This window comes from Mucilaginibacter conchicola, assembly GCF_003432115.1.
In the GTDB taxonomy this organism is placed as follows: Bacteria; Bacteroidota; Bacteroidia; order Sphingobacteriales; family Sphingobacteriaceae; genus Mucilaginibacter; species Mucilaginibacter conchicola.
The window spans coordinates 772,389-794,847 of record NZ_QWDC01000003.1 but is presented as its reverse complement, the minus strand read 5'-3'; the positions used below and the strand labels follow the sequence as shown (position 1 = coordinate 794,847).

Annotated in this window: 27 protein-coding genes; 9 read left to right on the top strand and 18 right to left on the bottom strand. The window is 50.6% G+C overall.

What is annotated here, in order from left to right; translation table 11 throughout:
• Window positions 1–88 precede the first annotated feature (88 nt).
• Both D0C36_RS20290 and D0C36_RS20285 read right to left on the bottom strand, forming a co-directional pair.
• Window positions 89–451 carry a hypothetical protein gene (locus D0C36_RS20290; RefSeq protein ID WP_117393519.1) on the bottom strand — a complete coding sequence of 121 codons (363 nt, stop codon included), beginning with the start codon at window positions 449–451 and terminating at the stop codon, window positions 89–91.
• Entirely contained in the window at window positions 438–1,799 is a 1,362-nt protein-coding gene (locus D0C36_RS20285; protein WP_117393518.1) for an ATP-binding cassette domain-containing protein, read from the bottom strand. The genes D0C36_RS20290 and D0C36_RS20285 overlap by 14 nt, the downstream gene beginning before the upstream one ends.
• A 139-nt stretch (window positions 1,800–1,938) precedes the next feature.
• Between D0C36_RS20285 and D0C36_RS20280 the strand changes: the two genes are divergently transcribed.
• The gene (locus tag D0C36_RS20280) at window positions 1,939–2,394 is read left to right on the top strand and encodes a VOC family protein (RefSeq protein WP_117393517.1); all 456 of its coding nucleotides are present in this window, start codon (window positions 1,939–1,941) and stop codon (window positions 2,392–2,394) included.
• A gap of 39 nt (window positions 2,395–2,433) precedes the next feature.
• Here D0C36_RS20280 and D0C36_RS20275 read toward each other — a convergent pair whose 3' ends face one another.
• Both D0C36_RS20275 and D0C36_RS20270 read right to left on the bottom strand, forming a co-directional pair.
• On the bottom strand, window positions 2,434–2,904 hold the full coding sequence (locus D0C36_RS20275) for a CYTH domain-containing protein (RefSeq protein ID WP_117393515.1): 471 nt from the start codon (window positions 2,902–2,904) through the stop codon (window positions 2,434–2,436).
• Window position 2,905: 1 nt separating this feature from the next.
• A complete protein-coding gene (locus D0C36_RS20270) occupies window positions 2,906–3,739 on the bottom strand; it encodes a CHAD domain-containing protein (protein WP_158557159.1) in 834 nt (277 codons plus the stop codon).
• 3 nt (window positions 3,740–3,742) lie between these two features.
• Here D0C36_RS20270 and D0C36_RS24595 point away from each other — a divergent pair, with 3 nt between their 5' ends.
• From D0C36_RS24595 to D0C36_RS20255, 4 genes are all read left to right on the top strand, one after another.
• Window positions 3,743–3,997 (top strand): hypothetical protein, encoded by a 255-nt coding sequence (locus tag D0C36_RS24595; RefSeq protein ID WP_158557158.1) that lies wholly within the window; start codon window positions 3,743–3,745, stop codon window positions 3,995–3,997.
• Window positions 3,998–4,045: 48 nt separating this feature from the next.
• Window positions 4,046–4,927, top strand: coding sequence for a diacylglycerol/lipid kinase family protein (locus tag D0C36_RS20265; RefSeq protein ID WP_117393511.1), 882 nt, complete (start codon window positions 4,046–4,048; stop codon window positions 4,925–4,927).
• Between the two features lie 4 nt (window positions 4,928–4,931).
• Complete coding sequence (locus tag D0C36_RS20260; RefSeq protein ID WP_117393509.1) at window positions 4,932–5,465, top strand: protein-tyrosine phosphatase family protein; 534 nt, start codon at window positions 4,932–4,934, stop codon at window positions 5,463–5,465.
• Between the two features lie 86 nt (window positions 5,466–5,551).
• Complete coding sequence (locus D0C36_RS20255) at window positions 5,552–5,944, top strand: hypothetical protein (RefSeq protein WP_117393508.1); 393 nt, start codon at window positions 5,552–5,554, stop codon at window positions 5,942–5,944.
• Window positions 5,945–5,967: 23 nt separating this feature from the next.
• Here D0C36_RS20255 and D0C36_RS20250 read toward each other — a convergent pair whose 3' ends face one another.
• From D0C36_RS20250 to D0C36_RS20240, 3 genes are read right to left on the bottom strand one after another with little or no spacing between them, the layout of a single operon-like run.
• Entirely contained in the window at window positions 5,968–6,639 is a 672-nt protein-coding gene (locus D0C36_RS20250) for an arylesterase (protein WP_117393506.1), read from the bottom strand.
• Between the two features lie 9 nt (window positions 6,640–6,648).
• Entirely contained in the window at window positions 6,649–9,207 is a 2,559-nt protein-coding gene (locus D0C36_RS20245; RefSeq protein WP_117393504.1) for an ABC transporter permease, read from the bottom strand.
• A complete protein-coding gene (locus tag D0C36_RS20240; protein ID WP_117393502.1) occupies window positions 9,200–9,892 on the bottom strand; it encodes an ABC transporter ATP-binding protein in 693 nt (230 codons plus the stop codon). The genes D0C36_RS20245 and D0C36_RS20240 overlap by 8 nt, the downstream gene beginning before the upstream one ends.
• Before the next feature lie 223 nt (window positions 9,893–10,115).
• Here D0C36_RS20240 and D0C36_RS20235 point away from each other — a divergent pair, with 223 nt between their 5' ends.
• Window positions 10,116–11,195 carry an AI-2E family transporter gene (locus D0C36_RS20235; protein WP_117393500.1) on the top strand — a complete coding sequence of 360 codons (1,080 nt, stop codon included), beginning with the start codon at window positions 10,116–10,118 and terminating at the stop codon, window positions 11,193–11,195.
• Between the two features lie 138 nt (window positions 11,196–11,333).
• On the opposite strand, the gene D0C36_RS20230 is transcribed toward D0C36_RS20235, so the two are convergent.
• From D0C36_RS20230 to D0C36_RS20190, 9 genes are all read right to left on the bottom strand, one after another.
• On the bottom strand, window positions 11,334–11,720 hold the full coding sequence (locus D0C36_RS20230) for a DoxX family protein (RefSeq protein ID WP_117393499.1): 387 nt from the start codon (window positions 11,718–11,720) through the stop codon (window positions 11,334–11,336).
• A gap of 3 nt (window positions 11,721–11,723) precedes the next feature.
• Window positions 11,724–12,377 carry a flavodoxin family protein gene (locus tag D0C36_RS20225; protein WP_199502067.1) on the bottom strand — a complete coding sequence of 218 codons (654 nt, stop codon included), beginning with the start codon at window positions 12,375–12,377 and terminating at the stop codon, window positions 11,724–11,726.
• 45 nt (window positions 12,378–12,422) lie between these two features.
• Window positions 12,423–13,421, bottom strand: a complete 999-nt coding sequence (locus D0C36_RS20220; RefSeq protein WP_117393496.1) for an SDR family oxidoreductase — start codon at window positions 13,419–13,421, stop codon at window positions 12,423–12,425.
• Entirely contained in the window at window positions 13,422–13,505 is an 84-nt protein-coding gene (locus D0C36_RS24825; RefSeq protein WP_233524541.1) for a DUF6496 domain-containing protein, read from the bottom strand.
• A 96-nt stretch (window positions 13,506–13,601) separates the two neighbouring features.
• Complete coding sequence (locus D0C36_RS20210) at window positions 13,602–14,405, bottom strand: alpha/beta hydrolase (protein WP_233524530.1); 804 nt, start codon at window positions 14,403–14,405, stop codon at window positions 13,602–13,604.
• Window positions 14,406–14,417: 12 nt separating this feature from the next.
• A complete protein-coding gene (locus D0C36_RS20205) occupies window positions 14,418–15,524 on the bottom strand; it encodes an NAD(P)-dependent alcohol dehydrogenase (protein ID WP_117393493.1) in 1,107 nt (368 codons plus the stop codon).
• A 24-nt stretch (window positions 15,525–15,548) separates the two neighbouring features.
• Window positions 15,549–16,358 (bottom strand): SDR family NAD(P)-dependent oxidoreductase, encoded by an 810-nt coding sequence (locus D0C36_RS20200; RefSeq protein WP_117393491.1) that lies wholly within the window; start codon window positions 16,356–16,358, stop codon window positions 15,549–15,551.
• A 33-nt stretch (window positions 16,359–16,391) separates the two neighbouring features.
• Window positions 16,392–17,291, bottom strand: a complete 900-nt coding sequence (locus D0C36_RS20195) for an SDR family oxidoreductase (protein ID WP_117393489.1) — start codon at window positions 17,289–17,291, stop codon at window positions 16,392–16,394.
• Entirely contained in the window at window positions 17,284–18,447 is a 1,164-nt protein-coding gene (locus D0C36_RS20190; RefSeq protein WP_117393487.1) for a zinc-dependent alcohol dehydrogenase, read from the bottom strand. Before D0C36_RS20190 ends, D0C36_RS20195 begins: the two co-directional genes overlap by 8 nt.
• 175 nt (window positions 18,448–18,622) lie before the next feature.
• On the opposite strand from D0C36_RS20190, the gene D0C36_RS20185 reads away from it, so the two are divergent.
• Entirely contained in the window at window positions 18,623–19,174 is a 552-nt protein-coding gene (locus D0C36_RS20185) for a YciE/YciF ferroxidase family protein (RefSeq protein ID WP_117393486.1), read from the top strand.
• A gap of 493 nt (window positions 19,175–19,667) precedes the next feature.
• On the opposite strand, the gene D0C36_RS20180 is transcribed toward D0C36_RS20185, so the two are convergent.
• Window positions 19,668–20,798, bottom strand: a complete 1,131-nt coding sequence (locus D0C36_RS20180) for an alpha/beta hydrolase (protein ID WP_117393631.1) — start codon at window positions 20,796–20,798, stop codon at window positions 19,668–19,670.
• Window positions 20,799–21,011: 213 nt separating this feature from the next.
• On the opposite strand from D0C36_RS20180, the gene D0C36_RS24590 reads away from it, so the two are divergent.
• The gene (locus D0C36_RS24590) at window positions 21,012–21,182 is read left to right on the top strand and encodes a hypothetical protein (protein WP_158557157.1); all 171 of its coding nucleotides are present in this window, start codon (window positions 21,012–21,014) and stop codon (window positions 21,180–21,182) included.
• Window positions 21,183–21,240: 58 nt separating this feature from the next.
• Entirely contained in the window at window positions 21,241–21,993 is a 753-nt protein-coding gene (locus tag D0C36_RS20175; protein ID WP_117393484.1) for a DUF72 domain-containing protein, read from the top strand.
• Between the two features lie 22 nt (window positions 21,994–22,015).
• Here D0C36_RS20175 and D0C36_RS20170 read toward each other — a convergent pair whose 3' ends face one another.
• On the bottom strand, window positions 22,016–22,303 hold the full coding sequence (locus D0C36_RS20170; RefSeq protein WP_117393482.1) for a hypothetical protein: 288 nt from the start codon (window positions 22,301–22,303) through the stop codon (window positions 22,016–22,018).
• Window positions 22,304–22,459: the final 156 nt, after the last annotated feature.

Sequence of the window (22,459 nt, the reverse complement as noted above, 5' to 3'; positions counted from 1 at the left end):
TATATAGGTTCCGAAGAACTTACACTTTATCATGATAAGCGAAGTCTGCTGAGCGCGCGTAGCCTGCAGGCGCGTATCCGTAGTGCGTCTACGTAAAGAGAAACAGGATTCCCCGGCAGAGCTTTTTATCTGCCGCGGTGACGGCTGCATAAGCGATCATTGCCGTTATGCTGTAGGCGGCCACATCGTCGCTGAAGAGTTGGGACGAGAATAAATCAACCCGGGTAACCAACCTGTCGCCATACTCATCCGAATGCCGTTTGATCTCTGCTGCCATTGAAGCGGGGGCCGGGTCCAGGCTGTCACTGCATTCTTCCGTTAACTCCGCCCGTTCATAAAGAAAGCTGACGAAGTCAGCGATCCCGCCGGGACAAAGCTGGTGCAGCAACGCAGCTTTTTGCCGGCAGTCCAATTCCCCGGGGGAGGTACTATATTCATCAGCTCTTTCCATATACGACCGGGCCCGGTACCCATACCGGTTGATTGATTAATTGCCGCTCAGTTCTCTTAAGGTCATGCCCATCCAGCAGGATACGCCCCTCAGTTGGGTCATAAAGCCGGGCGAGTAGTTTTACCAGCGTACTTTTGCCTGCACCGTTCTCTCCTACCAACGCCAGCTTCTCTGCCGGGTGCAGGGTAAAGTTCAGATTGCGGTTTGCCCAACGTTCGCTGTTAAGATATTTGAAACCCACGTTTTCGAAAGTGAATCCTTGCCTGATAGGGTTTGGAAAAGCACGCGGATTTACAGCGTTATGGATTCTTGGCTGTATCTCGAAAAATTCAAAGAAATCACTCAGGTAGATCGCCCCTTGTGATACATTGGTAAAACGGCTCAAAATATTTTCCAGGAGGCTGCGCAACTGCCGGAAGGAACCGGCCAGAAAGGTCAGCTCGCCGATGCTGAGACCGCCTTTTACCGTTTGTTGGATCATAAATATATAAGCGCCGTAATAACCCAGGCTGCCCAGCAAGGCGAAGAATGTACCCCATAAAGAACGTTTAATGGCAATGCGCTTGCTATCGGTATAAAACTTTTGGGATAGTACTTTAAAGCGGTCAGTAATAAAGCCCGACAATCTGAACATCTTGATCTCCTTAGCGGTCTCGTCACTGGCGCCAATATATCGCAGGTAATCCAGTTCGCGGCGCTGAGGGGTTTGCCTTCTGCTGAGCGCATAGGTCTGGTCATTAAAATAAGACTCGCCGAGGAAGGCCGGCAGTATAGCAATCACAAGCAATAGTATAAGCCAGGGATTGAAAACGATAAGCCCGGCGGATAAAAAGGCAATGGTAATCAGGTCCTGCACCTGGCTCATGACCTGGGAGAGCAAAATGGTGCGGCCAACGGTTTGCTGTCTCGCACGTTCCATCTTGTCATAGAACACGGCATCCTCAAACTGGTCAAGATCCAGCTTTGCGGCATGCTCCATGATACGCACCGAAGTATGGTTGGCGAAAAGGTCGCCAAGCAAACTGTCCATCAACGTAATGGCGCGGGTAAGCGCATCAGACAGGATAGCCAAACCGAACTCCAGTCCTATCAGCTCCCACAAACACCTCTCCGCAAATGAATCGTGGCTGCGGGAAAGCTGGAGCACTTTATCAATAATGAGCTTACCGATGAAGAGCAGCAGGAAGGGTATCGCAGCTTTCAGAAACCTGAGCAAGATGTTGCCCAGCATCAGGCCCGGTCCGGATTGCCATACGAGTTTAAAGAACGCGGGCAGGTTACGAAGCGCGCGCAAGCGTTCTTTTACGGAAATGCGGTTGGTCGTGACATTTGGTGCTGGCTTTGGCATATTACAATTTTAACTGCTTTAGCTGTATTTTGTTGGGGACATCGTAAAGATGATGCGATTGTGGCAAAAGGCCGGATTGGGCCTGCATTTTGCCGCAATTGCCCCGCCTTTTTGGTGAGCGGCTCTTTTATCTTTGGATATGGCAGAACAAAATTTGATCCGGATGGATAATATGGGGATCGTGGTCGAATCCCTGGACAAGGCGGTCGCCTTCTTTACGGAACTGGGCATGCGGCTGGAGGGACGGACTGTAATAGAAGGCCTCTGGTCGGGCCGGGTGACCGGTCTGGGCGACCAGCAGGTAGAGATCGCGATGATGATCACGCCAGACGGACATAGCCGGCTGGAACTTTCAAGATTCATCAGGCCGGACGTCATATCAGACCACCGCAATGCGCCGGTAAATGCGCTGGGTTATTTGCGAACGATGTTCACGGTTGCGGATATGGAAGATACTGTTAAACGTTTAGCTACGCATGGTGCGGAAATCGTGGGCGGGATCGTGAACTATCAGGACATCTATAAACTTTGCTATATCCGGGGCGTGGAAGGTCTGCTGATCGGCCTGGCAGAAGAGATCGGAAAGAACAGGTAAGTTGTATTTGGTTGGATCACCGGGAAGGCAAATAAATTTCTACCAGGCCTTATACGCATGCAGCGCAAGACTTGCGTTGGCGTAACGTTCTTCACCGGTGATCTCCTGCCCCAGCCAGGCAGGCTTTTCAAAAGACTGGTTTTCTTGCTCCAGTTCGATCTCAGCAATAATGAGGCCTTCATTGGCCTTTTGAAACACATCCACTTCCCAGGTAAGGCCACCTGAAGCCGGCAGGCGGTAACGGATCTTTTCGGTACCGGCGGGCCGGAACTTTACGAGCATCTCCTCCGCATCTGCTTTCGGGATCTCGTATTCGTACTCCAGGCTGGTGATGCCTTCTCCCGTACCTTTCACGGTGATAAACCCTTTGTCGCCTGCTATTCGAACTCTGACGTTCCGGTCATTTTCATTCAGCAGATAACCCTGAAGGTATAGCGTGCCTTCCGGTTTTTCCAGTTGCTCCCAGAGCGCTTTATTTACCAGAAACCTTCGTTCTGTTTCCTGTCCCATATCAGTCTATTTGTTGTAGAGCCAGGTCAGCGGGACTGGTGGCCTTTTCGTAAAAGTCAGCGGTTAACTCGTTAATGTCTTTGCGTTGCTCCAGGGTCTGCCGCGTCAGTGACGGAAAGTGTTCTGAAGCCAACAGGTTGTCATGCCAGTCCCCTATTGCGGTTTGAACCTGCTCCAGGTAATCTTCGCTGATCTGCAGTTTGAGTACGTGCCTGACCACCGGCAGGTCATAAAGCAAAACTTTCAGTCTTTTACGGCTGTCGTGCAATTGCTCCTCACTCTCCGCATGCTGCAGCCCAAGACCGATAGCCAGCAATTCCCGGTCATAAAAGCGGTTCAGTTCAAAATTCTTTACCGGCCGTAGTTTTCTGATCAGCGCGCCTTTGGCTTTATCCAGACGTTTGATATGTTTACGTTTTTCGGACCGGAATAATTTGGCATGTTTTTTCATTTGCTTTTCTTTGGATGCCAGGCCGGCCGGAGCGGTTTGCTCCTGTTGCCCGAGCTGCAAATACTGGTGGGCATCGCGGATCTCGCCGCCGGCCCTGAAAGTTTTTTTGATGGGTTGCAAGGTGTCATGCAAGAGCTTGACCGGTGCAGCCTGTTCCACCAAAGCAGCCAGGGCACGCAGTTTTTTGATGCCTGTGCGGAAGCGGTGCAGGTGTTTTTGTTCACCACTGCTGATATACGATCTTAAGGATTGTTCGGCGGCATGATGCCGCCGGATCACCTGGGCTTTGAGTTCTTTCCGGTCCATAGAAATACAATACTTGATTTGCGGATTTGTTTGAACCTGTGATGGTTTGAAACCTTTGACCGCTTTTGCTGTTTTCAAATCATGACAACCACACTGGCTTACAGGATCAGCCGTGACCTCAGTAACCTGAGCTGCCAGCTGCATCACCTGAACCTCTCGACGAAAACCTCCAAGGAATCCACCATCGTAAAAGTATGCTGCAATTATTTCAAGGATGATGTACTCACGGAACTTAACAGGCGCTACGGCGCGGCTTTTGTAGACGAACAGGTCCGCTTCCGCACAACTGTGACAGATACCGGGATCGTGACATCCTCAAAAAGTGCTGACGATTGAATTGATAAATACCGTTAGTTTTTAGTATCCTTTCCATACCCGTTAACCGTGAAGATCAAGCATATCCACTTTATCGTCAATCCTGCTTCCGGTAAGCAGGAGCCTGTTCTGGCCTACATCAATGCGGAGATGACCGCGCGGAAAGTAGACTGGGACGTTTCAGTCACCAAAAAAAATGTGCGTGTGGCCGATCTTGCCCGTAAGCTTTTCGGAAAAACGGACCTGATCGCTGTCTACGGCGGTGACGGCTGCGTGACGGAAGTAGCTGCCGCACTGCAGGGCGGCAATGTACCGATGGCGATCATTCCTGGCGGTACCGCCAATGTCATGGCACGGGAGCTGGGTATCCCGCTGGATACGCAGGAAGCCCTGGCCTCACTTTTTGACGGCAGCATCAAAAAAATAGATATGGGTTTGGTCAATGATATCCCCTTCCTGCTCCGGGTCAATCTGGGCATCATGGCGGATATGGTCACGCAGGCTGACCGGAAACTGAAAGATAAAGTCGGGCAACTGGCGTACGGTATCACGGCCTTGAAAACGACTGCCCTTGCCAAACCGGTGGATTACGAACTGAAGATCGACGGCAAGCGGATCGAAACGGGCGGGGTCAGCCTGACGGTGACCAATTCCGGGCACCTGGGTGTCGGCGATTTTGCGCTTCAGCCGGGTATCAGCATTACGGACGGGCGGCTGGATGTGATCTTACTGAAGGAGAACAATCTTCCTTCATTGCTAAAAGTTGCCGGCAGCACGTTACTGAAACAAAAAAGCGAAGTGCTGGAGCACTGGCGGGGGAAGAAGATCACGATCACCACGGCAAAAAAACAAAGCTTTATTTGTGATGACCGGCAGGAAAAAGCAAGGATCCTGAGGATAGAAGTATTACCGGGCACGCTGAAAATGCTGGTGCCTAAGAAAAAAAAATAAAACGATGTTAGGCAAGATCAAAAGTTTACTGGCTTCCGGCAGGCTCTTCGTGCAGTATTATTACGATAATATCTACCGGGTGGTGTTCGGAATGCCGCGGCTGAAACGATGCCAGATCACAGCTGATCTCTTCCTGGGCAGCCAGTACAATCGCGTTGGTCTGCACAAAATGAGTGCTTTGGGCATCAGCGCGATCATCAATATGCGCATGCATTCGGTTTATACGGCCGCGCAATATGAAGGCTTTCATTACCTGCACCTGCCTACGCCGGACAATACGCCGCCGGATATGAATGACCTGATCAGAGGTGCTGATTTTGCTGACAGGGAGATCAAAGGCGGCGGAAAGGTCTATATCCATTGCCGGCAGGGACTGGGCCGCGGCCCAACGATGTGTATCGCCTATTTGTTAAAGACCGGGCTGACGGTAGATGATGGCATCGCCATGATCAAAAAGGTGCGCCCTTTTATTAACCCGAGACCGGGACAGATCGAACGGCTGCGCGAACTGGAAGCATACTACGCCCAATTGCATTAAGCACAGCTTTTCCACAAAACAGGAATTTTCAACAATGGAGAAGGTTTTAAGGGCTGTGGCTTATTTTTAAGGCGAGGATAAGCCTTATGCCTAAAAACTATCAGTTATCAGACTTCGTTTCCTTTAAAAAAAGCGGCAAGCTGCGATACGAGCTGCATTGCACTCCGCGTCAGGAAGCTGATATTTACCGCTGGCTGAAAGAGCAGGGTTTCGGGCTGAGCGAAGCGGATGAGCGGGTCTTTACCTTCCGCCGCATCGGCGGAGAGATCATGCCGGCGTCTGTGATCAGCATGAAACGAAACTTCCTGGCGTTCCTTGAAGCAGCGGCCTTTGAAAGCAATGATGGAGATGAACCAAAGAGAAGCGAACTGATCAACTGGTTCTTTTCCATGCCACCGCTGAAACAAAATGAGCTGTTCCGCCTGCACCTGAAGGACACTTTGTCGCCGGAGGAAATGAGCCGTATCCAGGCTGCCTGAATATCCGGAGATCTGCTACTTACCTATAATTCGCCCTTAAGTACAGACCAAACATTGTCCGCTACTATCTTAGCCCCTTCAGCAGTAGGATGTATACCGTCAGCCTGGTTCAGTTTAGATATGCCTCCTACTTTATCCAGCAGAAATGGCACAAGATCTATCTTATTTTGATCTGCTAACTGCTTGTACATATCCTTAAAATCTCCTGAGTAAGTTGCGCCCATACTTGGCGGCACCTGCATCCCCAGTAACAGGATCTTAGCTTTTGGATAAGTGGTTTTAACCGCAGTGATAATGGCTTGCAAGTTCTCAGTAGTTTGTGACACCGCTGTTCCGCGTAATCCATCGTTAGCCCCCAGTTCGAGCACAAAAATGTCTATCTTCTTTTTCAGGGTCCACTTGATACGAGCCAGGCCGCCGGCAGATGTTTCACCGCTCACCCCGGCGTTGATCACCTTGTAAGGCAATTTCAGGGAATCTATTTTAGTCTGGATGACGCCCGGAAAAGCCTGACTCTCGTCATCAAGCCCGTAACCGGCCGTTAGGCTATCGCCAAAGAACATAATTACTTTCTTATCATCTTTAGCATTTTCCTGCGCGGATGATTCTGTCTCTTTAGTTTTATCAACTTGCCCGTTCCCGCATGCGCAAAACAGTATCACGATAGGGACAAAAAGTATCTTCTGGAAATTCATATCAGCTATTTATATATCACGTCTTAACACCTCTAACGGCGGTTTGTTCAGCACGCCACGGCTATTGAGCAAACCTATCATCACGGTAAGTAATGATACTGCAGCAAATATGCCCACAGCAATACCTGCCGATGCGGTAAATGGCACCTCAAAATTAAAAGTTGCCAGCAAAGCTGCGGCGCCGTATGAAATGAGGATACCCGTTAAAGCGGATAGCGCACCAAGGAAGAAATATTCCAGCGCATTAATAGTAAATATCTGGCGGCGGCTTGCGCCCATGGTACGCAGCAGCACACTTTCCTGCACACGCTGATATTTACTGATCCTTATCGAAGAGATGAGTACGACCAACCCGGTAAGTATACTGAAGGCGGCCATAAATTTGATGATATCGGCTATCTTGCCCATTATCTCATCAAGCACGCTAAGCACTTGCCCAAGATCTATCATGGAAATATTGGGGAACGCCCTGATCACCGCCTGTTGATAGTTGGCCGATGCCCGCTCAGATGGCACATGCGTTAACATGGCATAAAACTGCGGCGCGTCTTCTAACACCCCGGCCGGGAATACTACCAGGAAGTTGGTTTGCATCCTGTTCCAGTTAACCGAGCGCAGGCTGCTGACCTCGGCAGTTACCGGCATACCCTGTACATTAAATTGCAAATGGTCGCCTATTTTTAAATGGTTACGCTGGGCAAACTTCTCCTCTATCGATACAGGCACATTATCCGGATCGGTTGCCTTACCTATCCATTTACCGCTAACGATCTTCTCTGATGAGGTAAGCGAATCCCTGAAGGTAGCCCGGTATTCGTTTGAAAATATTCGTGGGTTTACACCAGATGTAGTGTCCTTACGATAATGCCCCACCTCTTTGCCGTTAAGCGCCGATAAGCGCATGGTTACAATGGGCACTACCTGGATAATGGTTAGATGTTCACCAACGGTCAGTTGACCAAGCGGTGCTTTCTGTTCTTTCTGGATATCAAAAAGGATCATGTTGGCACGGCTCGCATTGGCAGCAAGAGTCACCTGTTTTACCAGCATGCCTTGTACAAATATGAGGGTACAAATAAACGCCGTACTTAAACCAATGGATACCATAAGGGTGACGGTTTGGTTATTCGGCCTGTATAAATTTGCAAAGCCCTGGCGCCAAAGGTAACTCCACGAGTTACGTATCATCAGCTTTGAGAGCGTGATCAATATCTTTGCGGCAAGTGTAAGCAGCAGGAATGCAAATGCTACACCAAGGGTAAAGAACAGGCTTCCTGTAAAGCTCCCTAACTGGAAATACGTAAACAGGATAACAAACAGGACTATGCTAAGGTAAACCAACCAACGGGCCGGGTCCTTCAGTAAATTAACGTTCTCATAAGACATGCGCAGCGTGTTCAAGGGCGATATCTTGCGGATAGACAAAAGCGGCAGCATGGCAAAAAGAACGGATATGATCACCCCAAGCAACACGCCCTGCGCAATAGCTAACCATGATATATCAGTAGATATGCTCACGGGCAACAGGTCTTTAAAGATGATGGGCAAGAAATGCTGAATGATAGTCCCCAGAATGGCACCTGCCAAAGAGCCAATTAAGCCAATAGCTACGATCTGTAATAGATAGATGATAAATGCCTGCCTCGCCTTAACGCCCATACAGCGCATAATAGCAATGGCGGGTATCTTTTCCCTGATATAGATATGAACCGAGCTGGCCACACCAACACAGCCCAACAGCAATGCGATGAACCCTACAAGCGAAAGGAACTTAGTAAGATCGCCAAAGGCACGGCCGGTATTGGCTTTACGGGTATTTACCGTCTCATAATTGAGGCCATATTTTTCCAATCGGTTATCCAACTTGGCGGCAAGTTTATCAACCGCCCCGGCATCTGCAAACTTGTAATAATAATTGGTATTGATCCTGCTGCCCATCTGTACAAGCTTAGTTTTCTCCAACTCATCAAGCGGGATATAAACTATAGGGGCTATACTTGAAGATATGCCGGTTTGGCCCGGTGCTTTATTCAATACCCCGGCTATGAGAAAGGTAAGCTCGCCAACCTTCACCGAGTCATTCACCTTTAAGTTATACTGCAGCATCAGCGATCGGTCTACCAACGCTTGCCTCCCGTTTTTCCGGAAGGCTTTGGCGGCAGTTGCGGGTGCGGTCTCCAGGTTTCCGTAATATGGAAAAGCACCCTTCAACGCTCTTATTTGCGCCAGCCTTGTGCCTCCGTTCTTAGGAAAATACACCATTGATACAAAACTGCGCTCTACAGAACGTTCCTCACCAAGCGAATCCAGCAGGGGCTTTATAGCTTTATCAACCGGTTTATTGGTACTGACGCTCAGATCGGCACCTATCAATGTAGCTGCCTGGCTATCAATATTGCGGCTAATATTATCCTGAAAGGTATAAATAGCCACCAAGGCAGCAATACCGAAAACGATAGATGAGATAAATAAAACCAGCCTTGAGCGGTTATGCCTGCTATCGCGCCAGGCCATCCGCGCCAGCCAGCTCCAGCTCATTTTTGTTGGGGTTGGAGAATACTCAGGCATTGTGCTTATTGATTATATCCTCTGCCACGCGGCCACCTTTTATCCTGATGATCCTACCGGTTTTTGCAGCCAGTTCCAGGTCATGGGTTACCAATATCAGGGTAGTTCCCGCATCGCGGTTAAGATCGAATAATAAGCCTTCTACTTTTTCGCTGGTCTCGGCATCGAGGTTGCCTGTCGGTTCATCTGCAAATAAGATCTTGGGCTGGTTGCTGAATGCCCTTGCCAGCGATACCCTTTGCTGCTCGCCCCCTGATAGTTGCAGTGGATAATGGTGCCCACGATCGGCGAGACCAACTTTATCCAGCAGTTCCAGCGCACGCGGGCGGATATTCTTCTCGCCACGCAGCTCAAGCGGCACCATTACATTCTCCAGAGCGGTAAGCGTTGGCAATAGTTGAAAATTCTGAAAGATGAAACCTACGTTACGGTTCCGCACTTCAGCACGCTCATCTTCTGTGAGCTTATCAAGCGCTATTCCGTTCAATTCTACAGAACCTGTTGTCGAGCGGTCTAAACCTGCGCAAAGGCCAAGTAAGGTGGTCTTGCCGCTTCCAGAAGGGCCTACTATAGCATTGGTTGAACCGGGTGAAATAGAAAAATTTATATCATCGAGCACCACCAATGTGCGGCCCGCGTTTTGGTAGCTTTTTCCGAGATGGCTGATCTTTAAAATAGAATCCACTTATTGCTGTTTTTTGTTTGGACGATTGACAGCCCTGATAATTACCCGAACTCATAAAAAGTTTATGAAAAGCCGGGTTTATGACATTGCTGTGAGTTTGTATCATTTGCTCCCGGCTGTACATGATCTAAACAGCCTGTTCAGGGACCTTTGTTAAACATCACAACAGAATCTATTATTAATTTATTTTTTTAACTTGTAAACCAATTATCAACCTTTGCTTATGAAAGAGAATCCTGCAGACCGGCAGCATCAGACTTACATTCAAAAAGTATGGCAGACCATGGGCATCGTGGCCTTATTGGTTTCAGTCATCCTGATCGCCCGCGTGGCCTTCAATGTGTTGCTGATGATCCTGGCGGGTTCGCTGATCGCCACCTATTTTCACGGACTGGCGGATATGACCGAACGGCGCCTGAAGCTGAAACGCAAATGGGCGATGCTGATCTCGGTGCTGGGCACTTTTGTTATTTTTGCGGCCTTGTGCTGGTTCATGGGCACTAAGATCTCCCAGCAGATCGATCAGTTGAGCAAATCACTGCCGGAGACAGTCAGTAATTTTAAAGCGAAACTTGCCCAAAACGATATCGGCCGGAAAATACTGGAAAGTGCGGATCAAAGCGGGGATGGTAAAATGATGACGACCGTGCAATCGCTGTTCTCCACTAGTTTTGGGGTTCTGGGGGATCTGTATATTATCCTGTTCCTAGGCATTTTCTTTACGACCAATCCTTCTCTGTATAAAGACGGTATCATTTTACTGGTGCCGCCCTCAAAGAAAAAAATGGGCCATCACATTCTTGACCGGATCAGTCTTTCGCTGAAGGGCTGGCTGAAAGGCATGATGGTTTCGATGGTGCTGGTAGCGGTCATGATCGGCACTGGTCTGAGCATCGTGGGTATTCCGGCTGCGTTGGTACTGGGTTTACTGACGGGCATTTTGGAGATCGTACCGACATTAGGTTCGGTGATCGCGATGATACCGGGAACGCTGCTGGGTTTTACCGTTGGCACCAATACAGCTATTATCGTAGCCATCATTTACATCGTTTCGCAAACCATAACCGCGAATATTGTCAACCCGCTCATTCAGAAGAAAATGATCAACCTTCCCCCCGCCCTCACCCTGATCAGCCAGTTGATTATGGGCTCGGTATCCGGTGCATTGGGGATCATCATGGCCGTTCCCTTACTGGCGATCACGGTGATCCTTGTTGATGAGCTTTATGTGAAGAAGATCCACCATATTCCGGAGGATAAAGGTAAGCTGGTGACGGCTAAAGGGATGACAGCAGGGGAATGACAGCGTGGACTGCCCGCGGTGTGATCTCTAGACTTAACAGGCCGCACGGGAATTTAGAAGGAAACCACCCCGCTGCACTGCGGTGGCCGGGTGGTATCCTCTTTGTGCGGTGCCTGCGGTATTGACAGGTAAATGCCTTTAGCGGGAAGTACTTTTCAGCGCCCACCCGATCAGCAGCGGCTGAAAGAACAAACGCGCGAGCCGCTTTTTGTCCGTGTCCAGTCCGAAAGCGCTGCGGTGTTGCGTGTATTGCGCAATATTTCCGGGAAAAACGGCTGCAAAGAATCCTGCTGCGATCCTTCCGGTTATTTTTTGATATTTTTTTGGGGCCAGGATCAGCGCTGCGCCGAGGGCGATCTCTGCAAAACCGGAATAAACGACCGTATCATCCTTTTTCAGCGGCACCCAGTCAGGTACCTGCGCGCGGAAAGCTTTGCGTGCAAATGTCAGATGAGCGGTGCCTGCCGCTACGAGCAGTCCGCCTAACAGGAGGCGCGCACCTGTTTTGATAGGTTTATTTTTCACAGATCATTCTTCTTTATCACTTTCTGCCCGGGCTTTTTCTGCCGCCCCGGTCAGGTTTGTACTGATCGGATTTTCTTTGAGCAACTTCGCCATAAAGGCAAGGTTACCGGTCATGTAACGCAGGCTTTTGTTGGTATACAGGTAGCGTTCGCCGCCGGCTTCTACGTAGTCCTGTTCGCCGCCGGCTTTACCTGTCCAGTAGGCATTTACATTTGGAGGGATAGTAAAGCCGACTTCCTGCAATGACCAAAGCACCTGCGCCGCGCAGCTGTGTGCGCCATCTTCGTTGCCCGTGATCAGGCAGCCGCCGACTTTGTTATAAGGCATGTACTGGCCGGTGTCTTTATCCATCAGGTTCTCATCGCGGAATACCGCATCCAGTCGCTCGATGACTTTCTGGGATGTGGACGCCAGGTGCCCCATCCAGATGGGCGTAGCAATAATAAATATATCGCAGGCTTTGATCTTTTCCAGGATCTGCGGCCATTCGTCGCCTTCGCCTTCGTCGGATGTGTTACCCGTCAGCACCTGGTAGTCATTGAGACGGATGATCTCGGTTTCTATACCCTGTTCCCGCAATTGCTGGGCAGCCTTTTCTGCGAGAGCTCCTGTATTGGAGAAATTCGGGCTGCGCTTTAAAGTACAATTAATGATCAATGCTTTCATGTGTAGTTTTTTATATGATGGTTACAGATCCCTTTCTTACGGTTGCCCTGACCCGCCCGATGAGCCATAAACCTGGCCGGTGGCATAGCTCGCATCGCTGGCTGCCAATTGTACATAGATAGAAGCCAGTTCTACGGGTTGTCCGGGACGGCCCAGCGGAGTTTGCCCACCGAACTGTTTGAGTTTTTCCATGGTTGCGCCACCGCTTACCTGCAGGGGCGTCCAGATCGGGCCCGGCGCAACGCCATTTACGCGGATACCTTTCGGGCCCAATTGCTTGGCCAGTGATTTGACGTAGTTCATGGTCGCGGCTTTGGTCTGGGCGTAATCATACAGATCAGGCGAAGGGTCGTAAGCCTGCTCCGAGGTAGTGCCGATGATGACCGAGCCGGGTTGCAGATGTGGCAATGCGGCTTTGATCGTCCAGAATGGCGCGTAAATATTGGTTTTCATAGTAGCGTCGAAATCTTCACTGCTCACATCAAGGATCGACTTTCGGGTTTGCTGGCGGGCAGCATTGTTCACCAGGATATCCAGGCCGCCCAATTGTTTTACAGCTTCATCCACCATCCTTTTGCAGAATGCCTCGTCTCGCAGGTCACCAGGGATGGCAATCGCTTTTACGCCGGCTTTTTTCATCAAAGCGATCACTTCCTGCGCATCGGGTTCTTCAGTCGGGTAATAATTGATCGCGACATCAGCGCCTTCTCTCGCATAAGCGATAGCGGCCGCGCGGCCCATACCCGAGTCGCCGCCGGTGATCAGTGCTTTCCTGCCTTTCAACCTGCCTGAACCTTTATAACTGGTCTCGCCGTGGTCGGGTCTTGGATTCATCTTACTGACCAGTCCCGGCCATTCCTGCTTTTGTTCCTGGAAAGGCGGTTTGGGATATTTGCTGGTCGGATCTTCTAAGGGGTGGTTTTCCATGGGTTTATCTTTTACAGCACCAAACGCCGGTGCTGCAGCAGCAGCTGCAAGGGTCGTGCCTAAACCGGCGACCATTTGCCTGCGGCTCATCTTATTGTTGTTTTCCATTTAGTCTTTCTTTTTTGGTGCCTTCGCGGCCGCCTTTCTCGCTTCTGAAAGGCCTATTGCGATAGCTTGTTTCTTACTGGTCACTTTCTTGCCCGTGCCGGTTTTCAGTGTACCTTCTTTTTTCTTCGTGTAAAGCCTTGTGGACCTTGTCCTGTGCCTTTTCTGAATATTTTGCCGTAACTATTGGTTGTTGTTGTCTTCGGTAGAGTACTGATTGGTTTCATGGGCTGTTAGCCACCCGCTGATATATTCCGCGATCTCCTCCCATCCTTCCTGCCCGCAGATCCAGTGCCCGCGGTTGGGAAAGGCTTTGAAATCGGTAATGCTTGCCTCATCGGTATAAGCCTCTGCGTTCTTTCGGTTCAGCTCGTAGGGGATGATCTCATCTTCTTCGCCACCGATGAACAGCAATGGTGCATGCGGCAGATCCAGGTCGATCTCTCCGGCCTCGCCCATACAATCGCGCAGCACGTTACGGCTGTCATGCGTCGCGGTACGCTCATAGGCTTCCCGTGTTGCTTCTTCGCTCATGGTGTTACAGAACGAAGCATGGAAACTTTCCAGGTCCATTTCAAAAGGCTGGTTACCTTTGAATGGGTTAGCGATCAGGGCGCTGTTCTTCATAAAGCCCCAGTCGAAGGCCAGCATGGTATTGGGAGCTACGGAATCAATCGGCACACCCGATGCTACAATTCCTTTTTGTGTCAGTAGCTGAACGATCAATCCGCCGACGGAATGACCGATCACGATAGGTTTTTCAGGCAGCGCGCTCACTACGCGCTCCATCTCGTCCACGATGGTTTGCAGGGCCAGGTCACCCAAACCTTCGGGCGGGTTGTTTCTCAGGTCGGCAGGATCGCCTTCGTGCAAGGGCCATGCCGGCGCGATACATTCATAGCCTTTGGCATTAAAGTAGGCGACCCATTTTTCCCAGCTCACCGGGTTCTGGAACATGCCGTGTATAAATACGATGGTCTTTTTCACAGGTAGATTTTGTTAATTGTTTTGTTTAATTGATTTCATATCGATTACGAAGCGGTAGCGGACATCCTCGTCCTTCATACGGTCGTAAGCCTTATTGATATCCTGTATATCGATCATTTCTACTTGTGGCAGGATACCGTGCCTGGCACAGAAATCCAGTACTTCCTGGGTCTCGGCGATACCGCCGATCAGCGATCCGCCGATGCTGCGGGCCTGTGAGGCTATTTCCATATTATTGAGCGGGGCTTTGTAGGGTGCCAGTAAACCAACGGTCACCAGGTTGCCCCTGCGATGGATCAGCGGGATGTATGGGGTAATATCAAACGGATCGGGAATAGTGACCAGGATAAAATTGAAGTACTTTTCATATTTCTTCATTTCGTCCTCGTTCTCGGAGATGATCACGTGGTCTGCACCGAGCGCTGTGGCACTTGCGCGTTTTTCTTCTTTGGTGGTAATGGCGGTAACCTCTGCACCCATGGCTTTGGCGATCATGACACCCATGTGCCCAAGCCCGCCGATACCTACTACGGCAACTTTATCACCAGCCTTTACGCCCCAGTGGTTCAGTGGCGAATAAGTGGTGATGCCCGCACAAAGGATGGGTGCCGCTTTGCTGATGTCCAGGCCTTCCGGGATGCTTAATACAAAATCTTCTTTGACTACGAGGTTATCTGAATAACCGCCAAAGGTATTATATCCCGAGCCGTCCGGTACGAAGTAACCGTTATAGGTCATCGTAGGGCCGTGCGGATGTTCGCAGAACTGCTCCTCGCCTTCACGGCAGGCTGAACAGCTTTTACAGCTGTCGATCATACAGCCCACCCCGACAATATCTCCAACTTTAAATTTGGTGACCGCATTTCCGGCATAGGTGACCTTACCGATCACCTCGTGCCCGGGCACACAGGGATAAAGCGTGTTTTTCCAGTCGTTCTCCACCTGGTGCACGTCCGAGTGGCAAACGCCGCAATAAAGTACTTCGATGAGCAGTTCGTCTGCCTGGGGGGCGTCCCTTTCAAAATCCATCGGTTTAAGGGTCTCCCCTCCTAATAGAGCGCCGGATGCGCCGTATGCTTTGGTGGCAATTTTTTCTGTTGTTGCTATTGAGTTTTCCATAGATTAATGGTAGATGGCAGTTTGCTATTCTTTATTGTTTTGCTGTTGTTCCTGTTCCACGGGCTTTTGCTGTTCATAAAGCTGGTGCGCGACAGCGCTGTCCGGAATGATGCTGCTTGCATTGACCTGTACTTTGTTCTTAAAGCCGGAGATCACGCGGTCTTCGCCGGCCATCAACGCTTTGTAGCCATCTTTTGCGACCTCCGCAGGGTCGGCCATTGCTTCTTTATCCTGCACTACTTTACTATCATTCATACCGGCTTTGTTGAAAAAGTCGGTGTCCGTTACGCCCGGCATGAGCGCAGTGAGAGTTACGCCGCTGTCTTTTACCTCTTCGCGCACCGCGGTCGTGAAGGATAGTACGAAGGCCTTGGTCGCATGGTAGACCGCCTGCCATGGGCCGGGTAGTTTACCTGCTACGGAACCAAGGTTAAGGATGCTGCCTTCCCCGCGGCTGACCATACCTTTCAGGAAATGCTTTGTCAGGATCACTGTTGCGCAGATGTTCAGGTGGACGATATCCAGTTCGCGCTGAATATCGTTATCGGTAAAAAGTCCGTACACACCCTGTCCTGCATCGTTGACCAGAACATTGATCTGCCGGTCGCCGATCTGCTCACATAAGGCAAACGCATCGTCCATTACAGACAGGTCTTTGGAAATGGTTTCTACCTTTACCCCAAAGGCACTGAGTTCGCCCGAAGTATGATCCAGTTCTGCCTGGTCGCGTGCGACAAGGATCAGGTTATACTGGTCTTTGGCAAATAGCTTTGCCAGTTCCTTGCCGATACCGCTTGTTCCGCCGGTGATCAGCGCTGTTTTATTGTTTTCCATAGGTTGTTCTCTTTGTAATTTATGGTGTAGTGTCTATCCGTTTACCACTTCTCCGCCGTTCACATGGATGACCTGCCCGGTGATAAAAGATGAGTCATCCGAAGCGAGGAATACGTATGCCGGCCCGAGTTCGGACGGCTGCCCGGCGCGTTTCATCGCCGTCTCACTGCCGAACTTTTTGATCTTTTCCTCATCAAAGGTGGAAACGATCAGCGGCGTCCAGACCGGACCGGGCGCAACAGCGTTAACGCGGATGTTTTTCTCTACGAGGTTGGTCGCCAGCGAACGGGTAAATGTGGTGATCGCGCCTTTTGTAGAAGAATAATCGATGAGGGATGGTGAGGAACGGTATGCTGTCACCGAGGTCGTATTAATAATGCAATCACCTTCCTTGAGGTGATCCAGCGCGGCTTCCGCGAAATAGAAATAGGCGAATATGTTGGTGCGGAAAGTGGTATCCAGTTGCTGCTCATCTATCGCTTTCACATCTTTTTGCGGGAACTGCATCCCGGCGTTGTTCACCAAGATGTTGAGCTTGCCAAATTCCTTAGCGGTCTGTTCCACAGCTTTTTTACAGAATGCAGCATCTTTGACGTCGCCCTTGATGAGCAGGCATTTTCTGCCTGCGGCTTCCACCAGTTCTTTGGTGGTTTGGGCATCCTCGTCTTCGTTCAGGTAAACGATGGCAATGTCCGCACCTTCTCTGGCAAAATGTACGCTTACCGCGCGGCCGATACCGCTATCTCCGCCGGTGATCAGCGCGGCTTTTCCATCGAGTTTGCCTGCGGCTTTGTAAGTTGCTTTGATATATTCCGGGGCGGGGTTCATCTCTGCCTCGATACCGGGTTGTTTATCTTGTTTTTCGGGTGTTTGTTGCGCTGCCATTGGATTTGACTTGAGTGAATATTTATGTCCGTTGCGGGTATTAAGCATGCGGATCAAGTACGATCTTCACACAATCTTCCTCTTTATCCTGGAAGATCTTGTAGGCATGTTCTACCTGGCTGATCGGCAGACGGTGTGTAATGATGTCATCGAGCCTGACTTTATCCTCTTTCACGAGGTCTATGAGGTGATCGATGTAATTGAGTACCGGTGCCTGGCCCATCTTCAGCGTGATGCCTTTATCGAATAAGCGGTGCAGCGGGAAATTATCATAAGGCGAACCGTAAACACCCATAATGGAAACGGTTCCCATGCGGCGAACGGCTTTGAATGCCATCTCCAGCACTTTGATGCTGCCGGCCTCGAAGTTCACCGCTGCTTTTACTTTATCGAAGAAATTGCGTTCGGGCTCAAAGCCAACGGCATCCACGCAAACGTCTGCTCCTCTCCCGTTCGTCATGGAGCGGATCGCTTCGATCACGTCGACCTCATGCGGATTGAGCGTATCTACATTGTTTACCGCTTTTGCTTTTTCCAGGCGGTAGTTCAGCGGATCGATAGCGATGACCCGGCTGGCCCCGTTGATCCAGGCGGCTTTTTGCGCCATCAGGCCCACCGGGCCGGAACCGAAGATGGCCACCACTTCCCCGCCCTTCATTTGCGCCCAGTCGATGGCCGACCAGCCGGTCGGGAAAATATCGGTCAGGAACAATACCTGTTCGTCTGTCAGGTTATCAGGGACGATCCTCGGGCTGATATCGGCATAAGGGACGCGCACGTACTGGGCTTGTCCGCCTGAATATCCCCCATACAGGTCGGTGTAACCGAATAGTGCGGCGCCCTTCTGCGTCGTCAGGTCGCCGTCGGGCCCATAGTTTTTATAGTTGGAATGCTCGCAGGCCGGTGATGCGCCGTGCTGGCAAAAAAAACAATGACCGCAGGAAATTGGGAACGGCACTACCACACGATCGCCGCGTTTCAGGTTTTTTACTTCCTTGCCCACTTCTTCTACAATGCCCATGAACTCATGCCCCATGATCATAGGTTCTTTTTGAGGCACGGCTCCGCTCAGGATGTGCAGGTCAGAACCGCAGATAGCGGTTGCGGTCACTTTCAGGATCACATCCGTCGCCAGTTCGATGCGCGGGTCTTCAACGGTATCACAGGTGATCGTTCCGGGTTTATGGAATACGGCTGCTTTCATAGTTTTTGTCTTGGTTTTTATTACAGAGACAACAGGCTGAAAGCGATTATGGTTTCAATAAATTATCATTATAAGAAAATAAATTTATTTAAAACTTAAACCGCTTGAAGAGGTTCTATCTGGGCGATGAGGAGCTTACAGCCTGTCACGCTGAACATTTATAAAAACAAACATTATGCCTACGAAAACAAAAACAACTGAAAAGCAAGCCGCCGGCCGCAGCCCGGAAGCGGAAAGCGCCCTGAAAGAATTGTTCCTGGACGAAATGAAAGACATCTACTGGGCTGAGCAGCACCTGGTGAAGGCCCTGCCTAAAATGATGAAGAACGCAACATCGGACGAACTGAAAAAGACCATTGAGGAGCATTTAGGCCAGACGGAAAACCAGGTAGCACGACTGGAAAGGGCGTTCGAATCGATCGGCGAAAAAGCAAAAGCCGTTAAATGCGAAGCGATGGACGGTTTGCTGAAAGAAGCCGACGAGCTGATGAAAGAGACCGACAAAGGTACCGAAGTGCGCGATGTGGCGATCATTTCCGCTGCGCAGAAAGTGGAACATTACGAGATCGCTTCCTATGGTACGCTGCACGCCCTGGCGACCACCCTTGGGTTTACAGAAGCGGCGGAACTATTAAAAGAGACACTTGAAGAAGAGAAAACGGCTGATCAGCTGCTGAGTGAAGCGGCGGTGACGATCAACGAGGCGGCTTTACAGGAAACTAACTAAATCGATCAAGGCCGCAGCTGATCGCTGCGGCCTTTTTTGTCGTAAAAACGAATGCACGCTGCACCCGGATCCGCGGAAATAGCGGCCAGCCCGGGAATTTGGGCTTGACCGGAAGCTCCATCTAAACGTTGCCGGATATCCAAGATAACATAACGTACTGTATGTCCGTTTGACCGGGAGCGTTCTCCCGAGCCTATGGTTTTTAGCATTTCATCAGAGCATAGCGTGGCCGGGGGATCCTTCCGGTAATAATTGTAAGCGCTTTAAACGGTTCGCTACAAACGATGGTATCACTCCTGCCATCCTTTTTGTACCCGGTAATTCCAAAGCCGGGTAAAAATAAAATACGCTGAAGACTCTTCGGTAATCGATCATCAGATTTTATCATGCACGTTTTTTACCTTTTTTCGTATGAGGTGTTTTTCGTTAACACTCGGCCCAAAAAAACGCCGGGCTGATTGTGCCCGGCGCTTGCAAAATGGCCTCCGGTTGATCACATACCAAAAGCTTTTTTCAACTGTGCGGCGGCATATTCCTCAGCTTCTTTAGCCTGGGGCACAACGGCTCCCATTCCGAAGAATTCATGGGTGACCCCGTCATAGTTCTTAGTGTCGACGGTGACACCTGCCGCTTTAAGCTTCTCTGCGACCATCATCCCGTCGCTTTGCAGCGGATCGATCTCCGCTGTGATGACCGTGCTGGCCGGGAGTCCTTTGAGATCAGCGGATACGAGACTGATCCGCTGATCTTTCGCCTCCGCCATATTGTTCAGGTAATTTTTAACGAACCACCCCATCATGGGTTTATCCAGTGGCTTTGCGGCGGCATTCTTTGTATAAGATGCCGTATTCATATCTGATTGTGCCACAGGATAAACTGCCAGTATGGCCACAGGCAGCATGATCTTGCTGTCGCGGGCTTTGATAGCGGTAGCGATCGCCAGGTTCCCGCCTGCGCTTTCGCCGGCAAGGGCAATCTTTTTCGGGTCGCCCTTGATCGAAGCGGCGTTTTCTGTCACCCATTTGTAAGCGGCGTAGGCGTCATTGTGCGCAGCCGGAAATTTATGTTCCGGGGCGAGACGGTAAGCGACGGAAACGACGATGGCCCCGGTCTTGTCCGCAAGCGCATTTGCCGAGGGATCATAAACGTCCAGGTTGGCGATCACAAAGCCGCCGCCATGGTAATAAACGATAACCGGGTAGGCTTGCGCATCGGTTTTTGGGGTGTAGACACGGATATGGATTTTTCCGTCACCTGCAGGGATATCTTTACCAGCCGTATCCACATTAAATACCGGTTTAGGCATATTGTGTTCCTTCATCACGTCCATTACAGCGTCTGTAGGCGTGTGATTTTTGCGCGCTCTGGGGGCGGTCAGCTCCGGGATGGGTTTGTCGCCGTAAGAGGCTAACTTTTCCATCACGACCTGCATTTCGGGCTTAATATCCTTACCCCAGGACGGTGCGGGCCCTGCCGGCTTTAAAGTATGGGCGGTGTCTGCGCCCGCCATCACGCTGGTATCACCCGCGGCGCTGTCCGCCGCTTTTTTGCTGCCGTCGCCCGTACAGGCAGCTGCCGTTACCAGGCAGATCCCGGCGGCGAATAATAATGATCTTTTTTTCATATTGTTTTTTAAGTAGTGTATCGTCATAACACGATCTTTATGCAAATGGTTGCGATTTTTCGGGTCAAAAGAACGATTACATCGTTATGAAGTAAAGCGGGATGGTTGATCTTTTTGTGGTAAGATCCCGGCGGTCCTGAGAGCTGTGAACCCGGCAGCAATTACTTTAGATGAAAAGCCATTCAAACCACCTTCCGGGAATCTGGTTATATCATGAGTGATGCCAACATCAAAAAAGAAATTTATAGGATGCCGCCGAAACTGGAGTTCAGCCAGGTCACAGGCATGGCTTTGTCCATGACAAAACTGATGCTCAACGGCCGCATGGCAGAGGTGTTCGATACGGTAAAAGCAAATTACAAACATTTAAAAGATGTATTGTAAGATCAACGCGTCTTGCGGGTGCTCATCAGGACAGCTGGACGAATAAAAGCAGTAAATTATGGATAAGATGACATCCGCATATTATTCCGGCACGAGCAACCTGGTATTGCCTGTCAGCAGCAAGCGGCTTTTCCCGGAGGCTTTCCGCGAAAGCAGCCGCCTCACCTATTACGCATCTTTATTCAATTCTGTGGAGATCAACAGTAGTTTTTACCGCATACCCCTGGCGCGGACGGTGCGCAGGTGGTCGGAGGAAGTGCCGGAAGACTTTGTCTTTACTTTCAAACTGCATCGTTCGGTCACGCATAGCCTGCCCGGCCGCTTCGACATGGGATCGCTGGACGCATTCATGCAAGCAGCTGGTTCAACGTCAAAGAGGGCTTGTCTGCTGGTGCAGCTGCCGCCGAAGTTCGGGCCGGACCTGAGGGGGCTCAGCGCACTGCTGGCCGCACTGAAACCTTATGACTGGCGGGTGTCCGTCGAGTTCCGGCACCGGGGATGGTATCAGCCGGAAGTATACGGGCTGCTGCGGGAGTACGGCGCGGGTATGGTGCTGCATGATATGCCTGGTGCTTCGCCACCGCTGACGGAAACGGCGGGCCATGTTTTCCTGCGTTTCCATGGACCGGAAAAAGGCTACCGCGGAAGTTATTCAGACGCCTACCTGGCAGAATACGCAGGCTATATCCGCGAATGGCAGCTCCGGGGGCTTTCCGTTTTCGCTTATTTCAATAATACCCTGGGCGCGGCGGTACAGAACCTGCAGACGCTCAACCGCCTGGCCGCTGCCCCTGGGGAGACAAAAAGTTGAAGCCCGGGAGCCATCCTGCGGGTTAATCGCCCTCGTCAAAGCCTGCCGCCACCCCTTTTGTATACAGCAGCCAGGCCAGGCGGTAACGGAAAAGCTTTTCGTCGAACCGGCGGATAACCGGATCATCCTCAACCGCGATCTGCAGAAACAGGCATCGCAATTGGCGGTAAAGCATTTGCTGGACCTCAAAAATATAATCAGTATGCTCATCCGCTTCTCTTTCTCCTTCTGTCCGCTGATCGATCATATCCTGCAGCTCCCTGATGGACAGGCGCAGGCGCATAATTTCTGTATGAAGTGCTGCTTTCATCGTTTTGAATAAAATCAAGTCTCTAACAGCAAATCCCGCCAGGTGTTTTGCTGGGCATACTGAAACGGCACACGAAGTACGGCGCTGAAGTGCCCTCATGGGTAAGCCCCCTATCATGACATTCCCGGGCTTAAGCAATGCATGCCGAAAAAACTT

Coding starts and splice junctions, on each gene's coding strand:
- D0C36_RS20290 (WP_117393519.1), bottom strand. CDS start 451: ATGGAAAGAGCTGATGAATATAGTACCTCCCCCGGGGAATTGGACTGC.
- D0C36_RS20285 (WP_117393518.1), bottom strand. CDS start 1,799: ATGCCAAAGCCAGCACCAAATGTCACGACCAACCGCATTTCCGTAAAA.
- D0C36_RS20280 (WP_117393517.1), top strand. CDS start 1,939: ATGGCAGAACAAAATTTGATCCGGATGGATAATATGGGGATCGTGGTC.
- D0C36_RS20275 (WP_117393515.1), bottom strand. CDS start 2,904: ATGGGACAGGAAACAGAACGAAGGTTTCTGGTAAATAAAGCGCTCTGG.
- D0C36_RS24595 (WP_158557158.1), top strand. CDS start 3,743: ATGACAACCACACTGGCTTACAGGATCAGCCGTGACCTCAGTAACCTG.
- D0C36_RS20260 (WP_117393509.1), top strand. CDS start 4,932: ATGTTAGGCAAGATCAAAAGTTTACTGGCTTCCGGCAGGCTCTTCGTG.
- D0C36_RS20255 (WP_117393508.1), top strand. CDS start 5,552: ATGCCTAAAAACTATCAGTTATCAGACTTCGTTTCCTTTAAAAAAAGC.
- D0C36_RS20250 (WP_117393506.1), bottom strand. CDS start 6,639: ATGAATTTCCAGAAGATACTTTTTGTCCCTATCGTGATACTGTTTTGC.
- D0C36_RS20245 (WP_117393504.1), bottom strand. CDS start 9,207: ATGCCTGAGTATTCTCCAACCCCAACAAAAATGAGCTGGAGCTGGCTG.
- D0C36_RS20235 (WP_117393500.1), top strand. CDS start 10,116: ATGAAAGAGAATCCTGCAGACCGGCAGCATCAGACTTACATTCAAAAA.
- D0C36_RS20220 (WP_117393496.1), bottom strand. CDS start 13,421: ATGGAAAACAACAATAAGATGAGCCGCAGGCAAATGGTCGCCGGTTTA.
- D0C36_RS20205 (WP_117393493.1), bottom strand. CDS start 15,524: ATGGAAAACTCAATAGCAACAACAGAAAAAATTGCCACCAAAGCATAC.
- D0C36_RS20200 (WP_117393491.1), bottom strand. CDS start 16,358: ATGGAAAACAATAAAACAGCGCTGATCACCGGCGGAACAAGCGGTATC.
- D0C36_RS20195 (WP_117393489.1), bottom strand. CDS start 17,291: ATGCTTAATACCCGCAACGGACATAAATATTCACTCAAGTCAAATCCA.
- D0C36_RS20190 (WP_117393487.1), bottom strand. CDS start 18,447: ATGAAAGCAGCCGTATTCCATAAACCCGGAACGATCACCTGTGATACC.
- D0C36_RS20185 (WP_117393486.1), top strand. CDS start 18,623: ATGCCTACGAAAACAAAAACAACTGAAAAGCAAGCCGCCGGCCGCAGC.
- D0C36_RS20180 (WP_117393631.1), bottom strand. CDS start 20,798: ATGAAAAAAAGATCATTATTATTCGCCGCCGGGATCTGCCTGGTAACG.
- D0C36_RS24590 (WP_158557157.1), top strand. CDS start 21,012: ATGAGTGATGCCAACATCAAAAAAGAAATTTATAGGATGCCGCCGAAA.
- D0C36_RS20175 (WP_117393484.1), top strand. CDS start 21,241: ATGGATAAGATGACATCCGCATATTATTCCGGCACGAGCAACCTGGTA.
- D0C36_RS20170 (WP_117393482.1), bottom strand. CDS start 22,303: ATGAAAGCAGCACTTCATACAGAAATTATGCGCCTGCGCCTGTCCATC.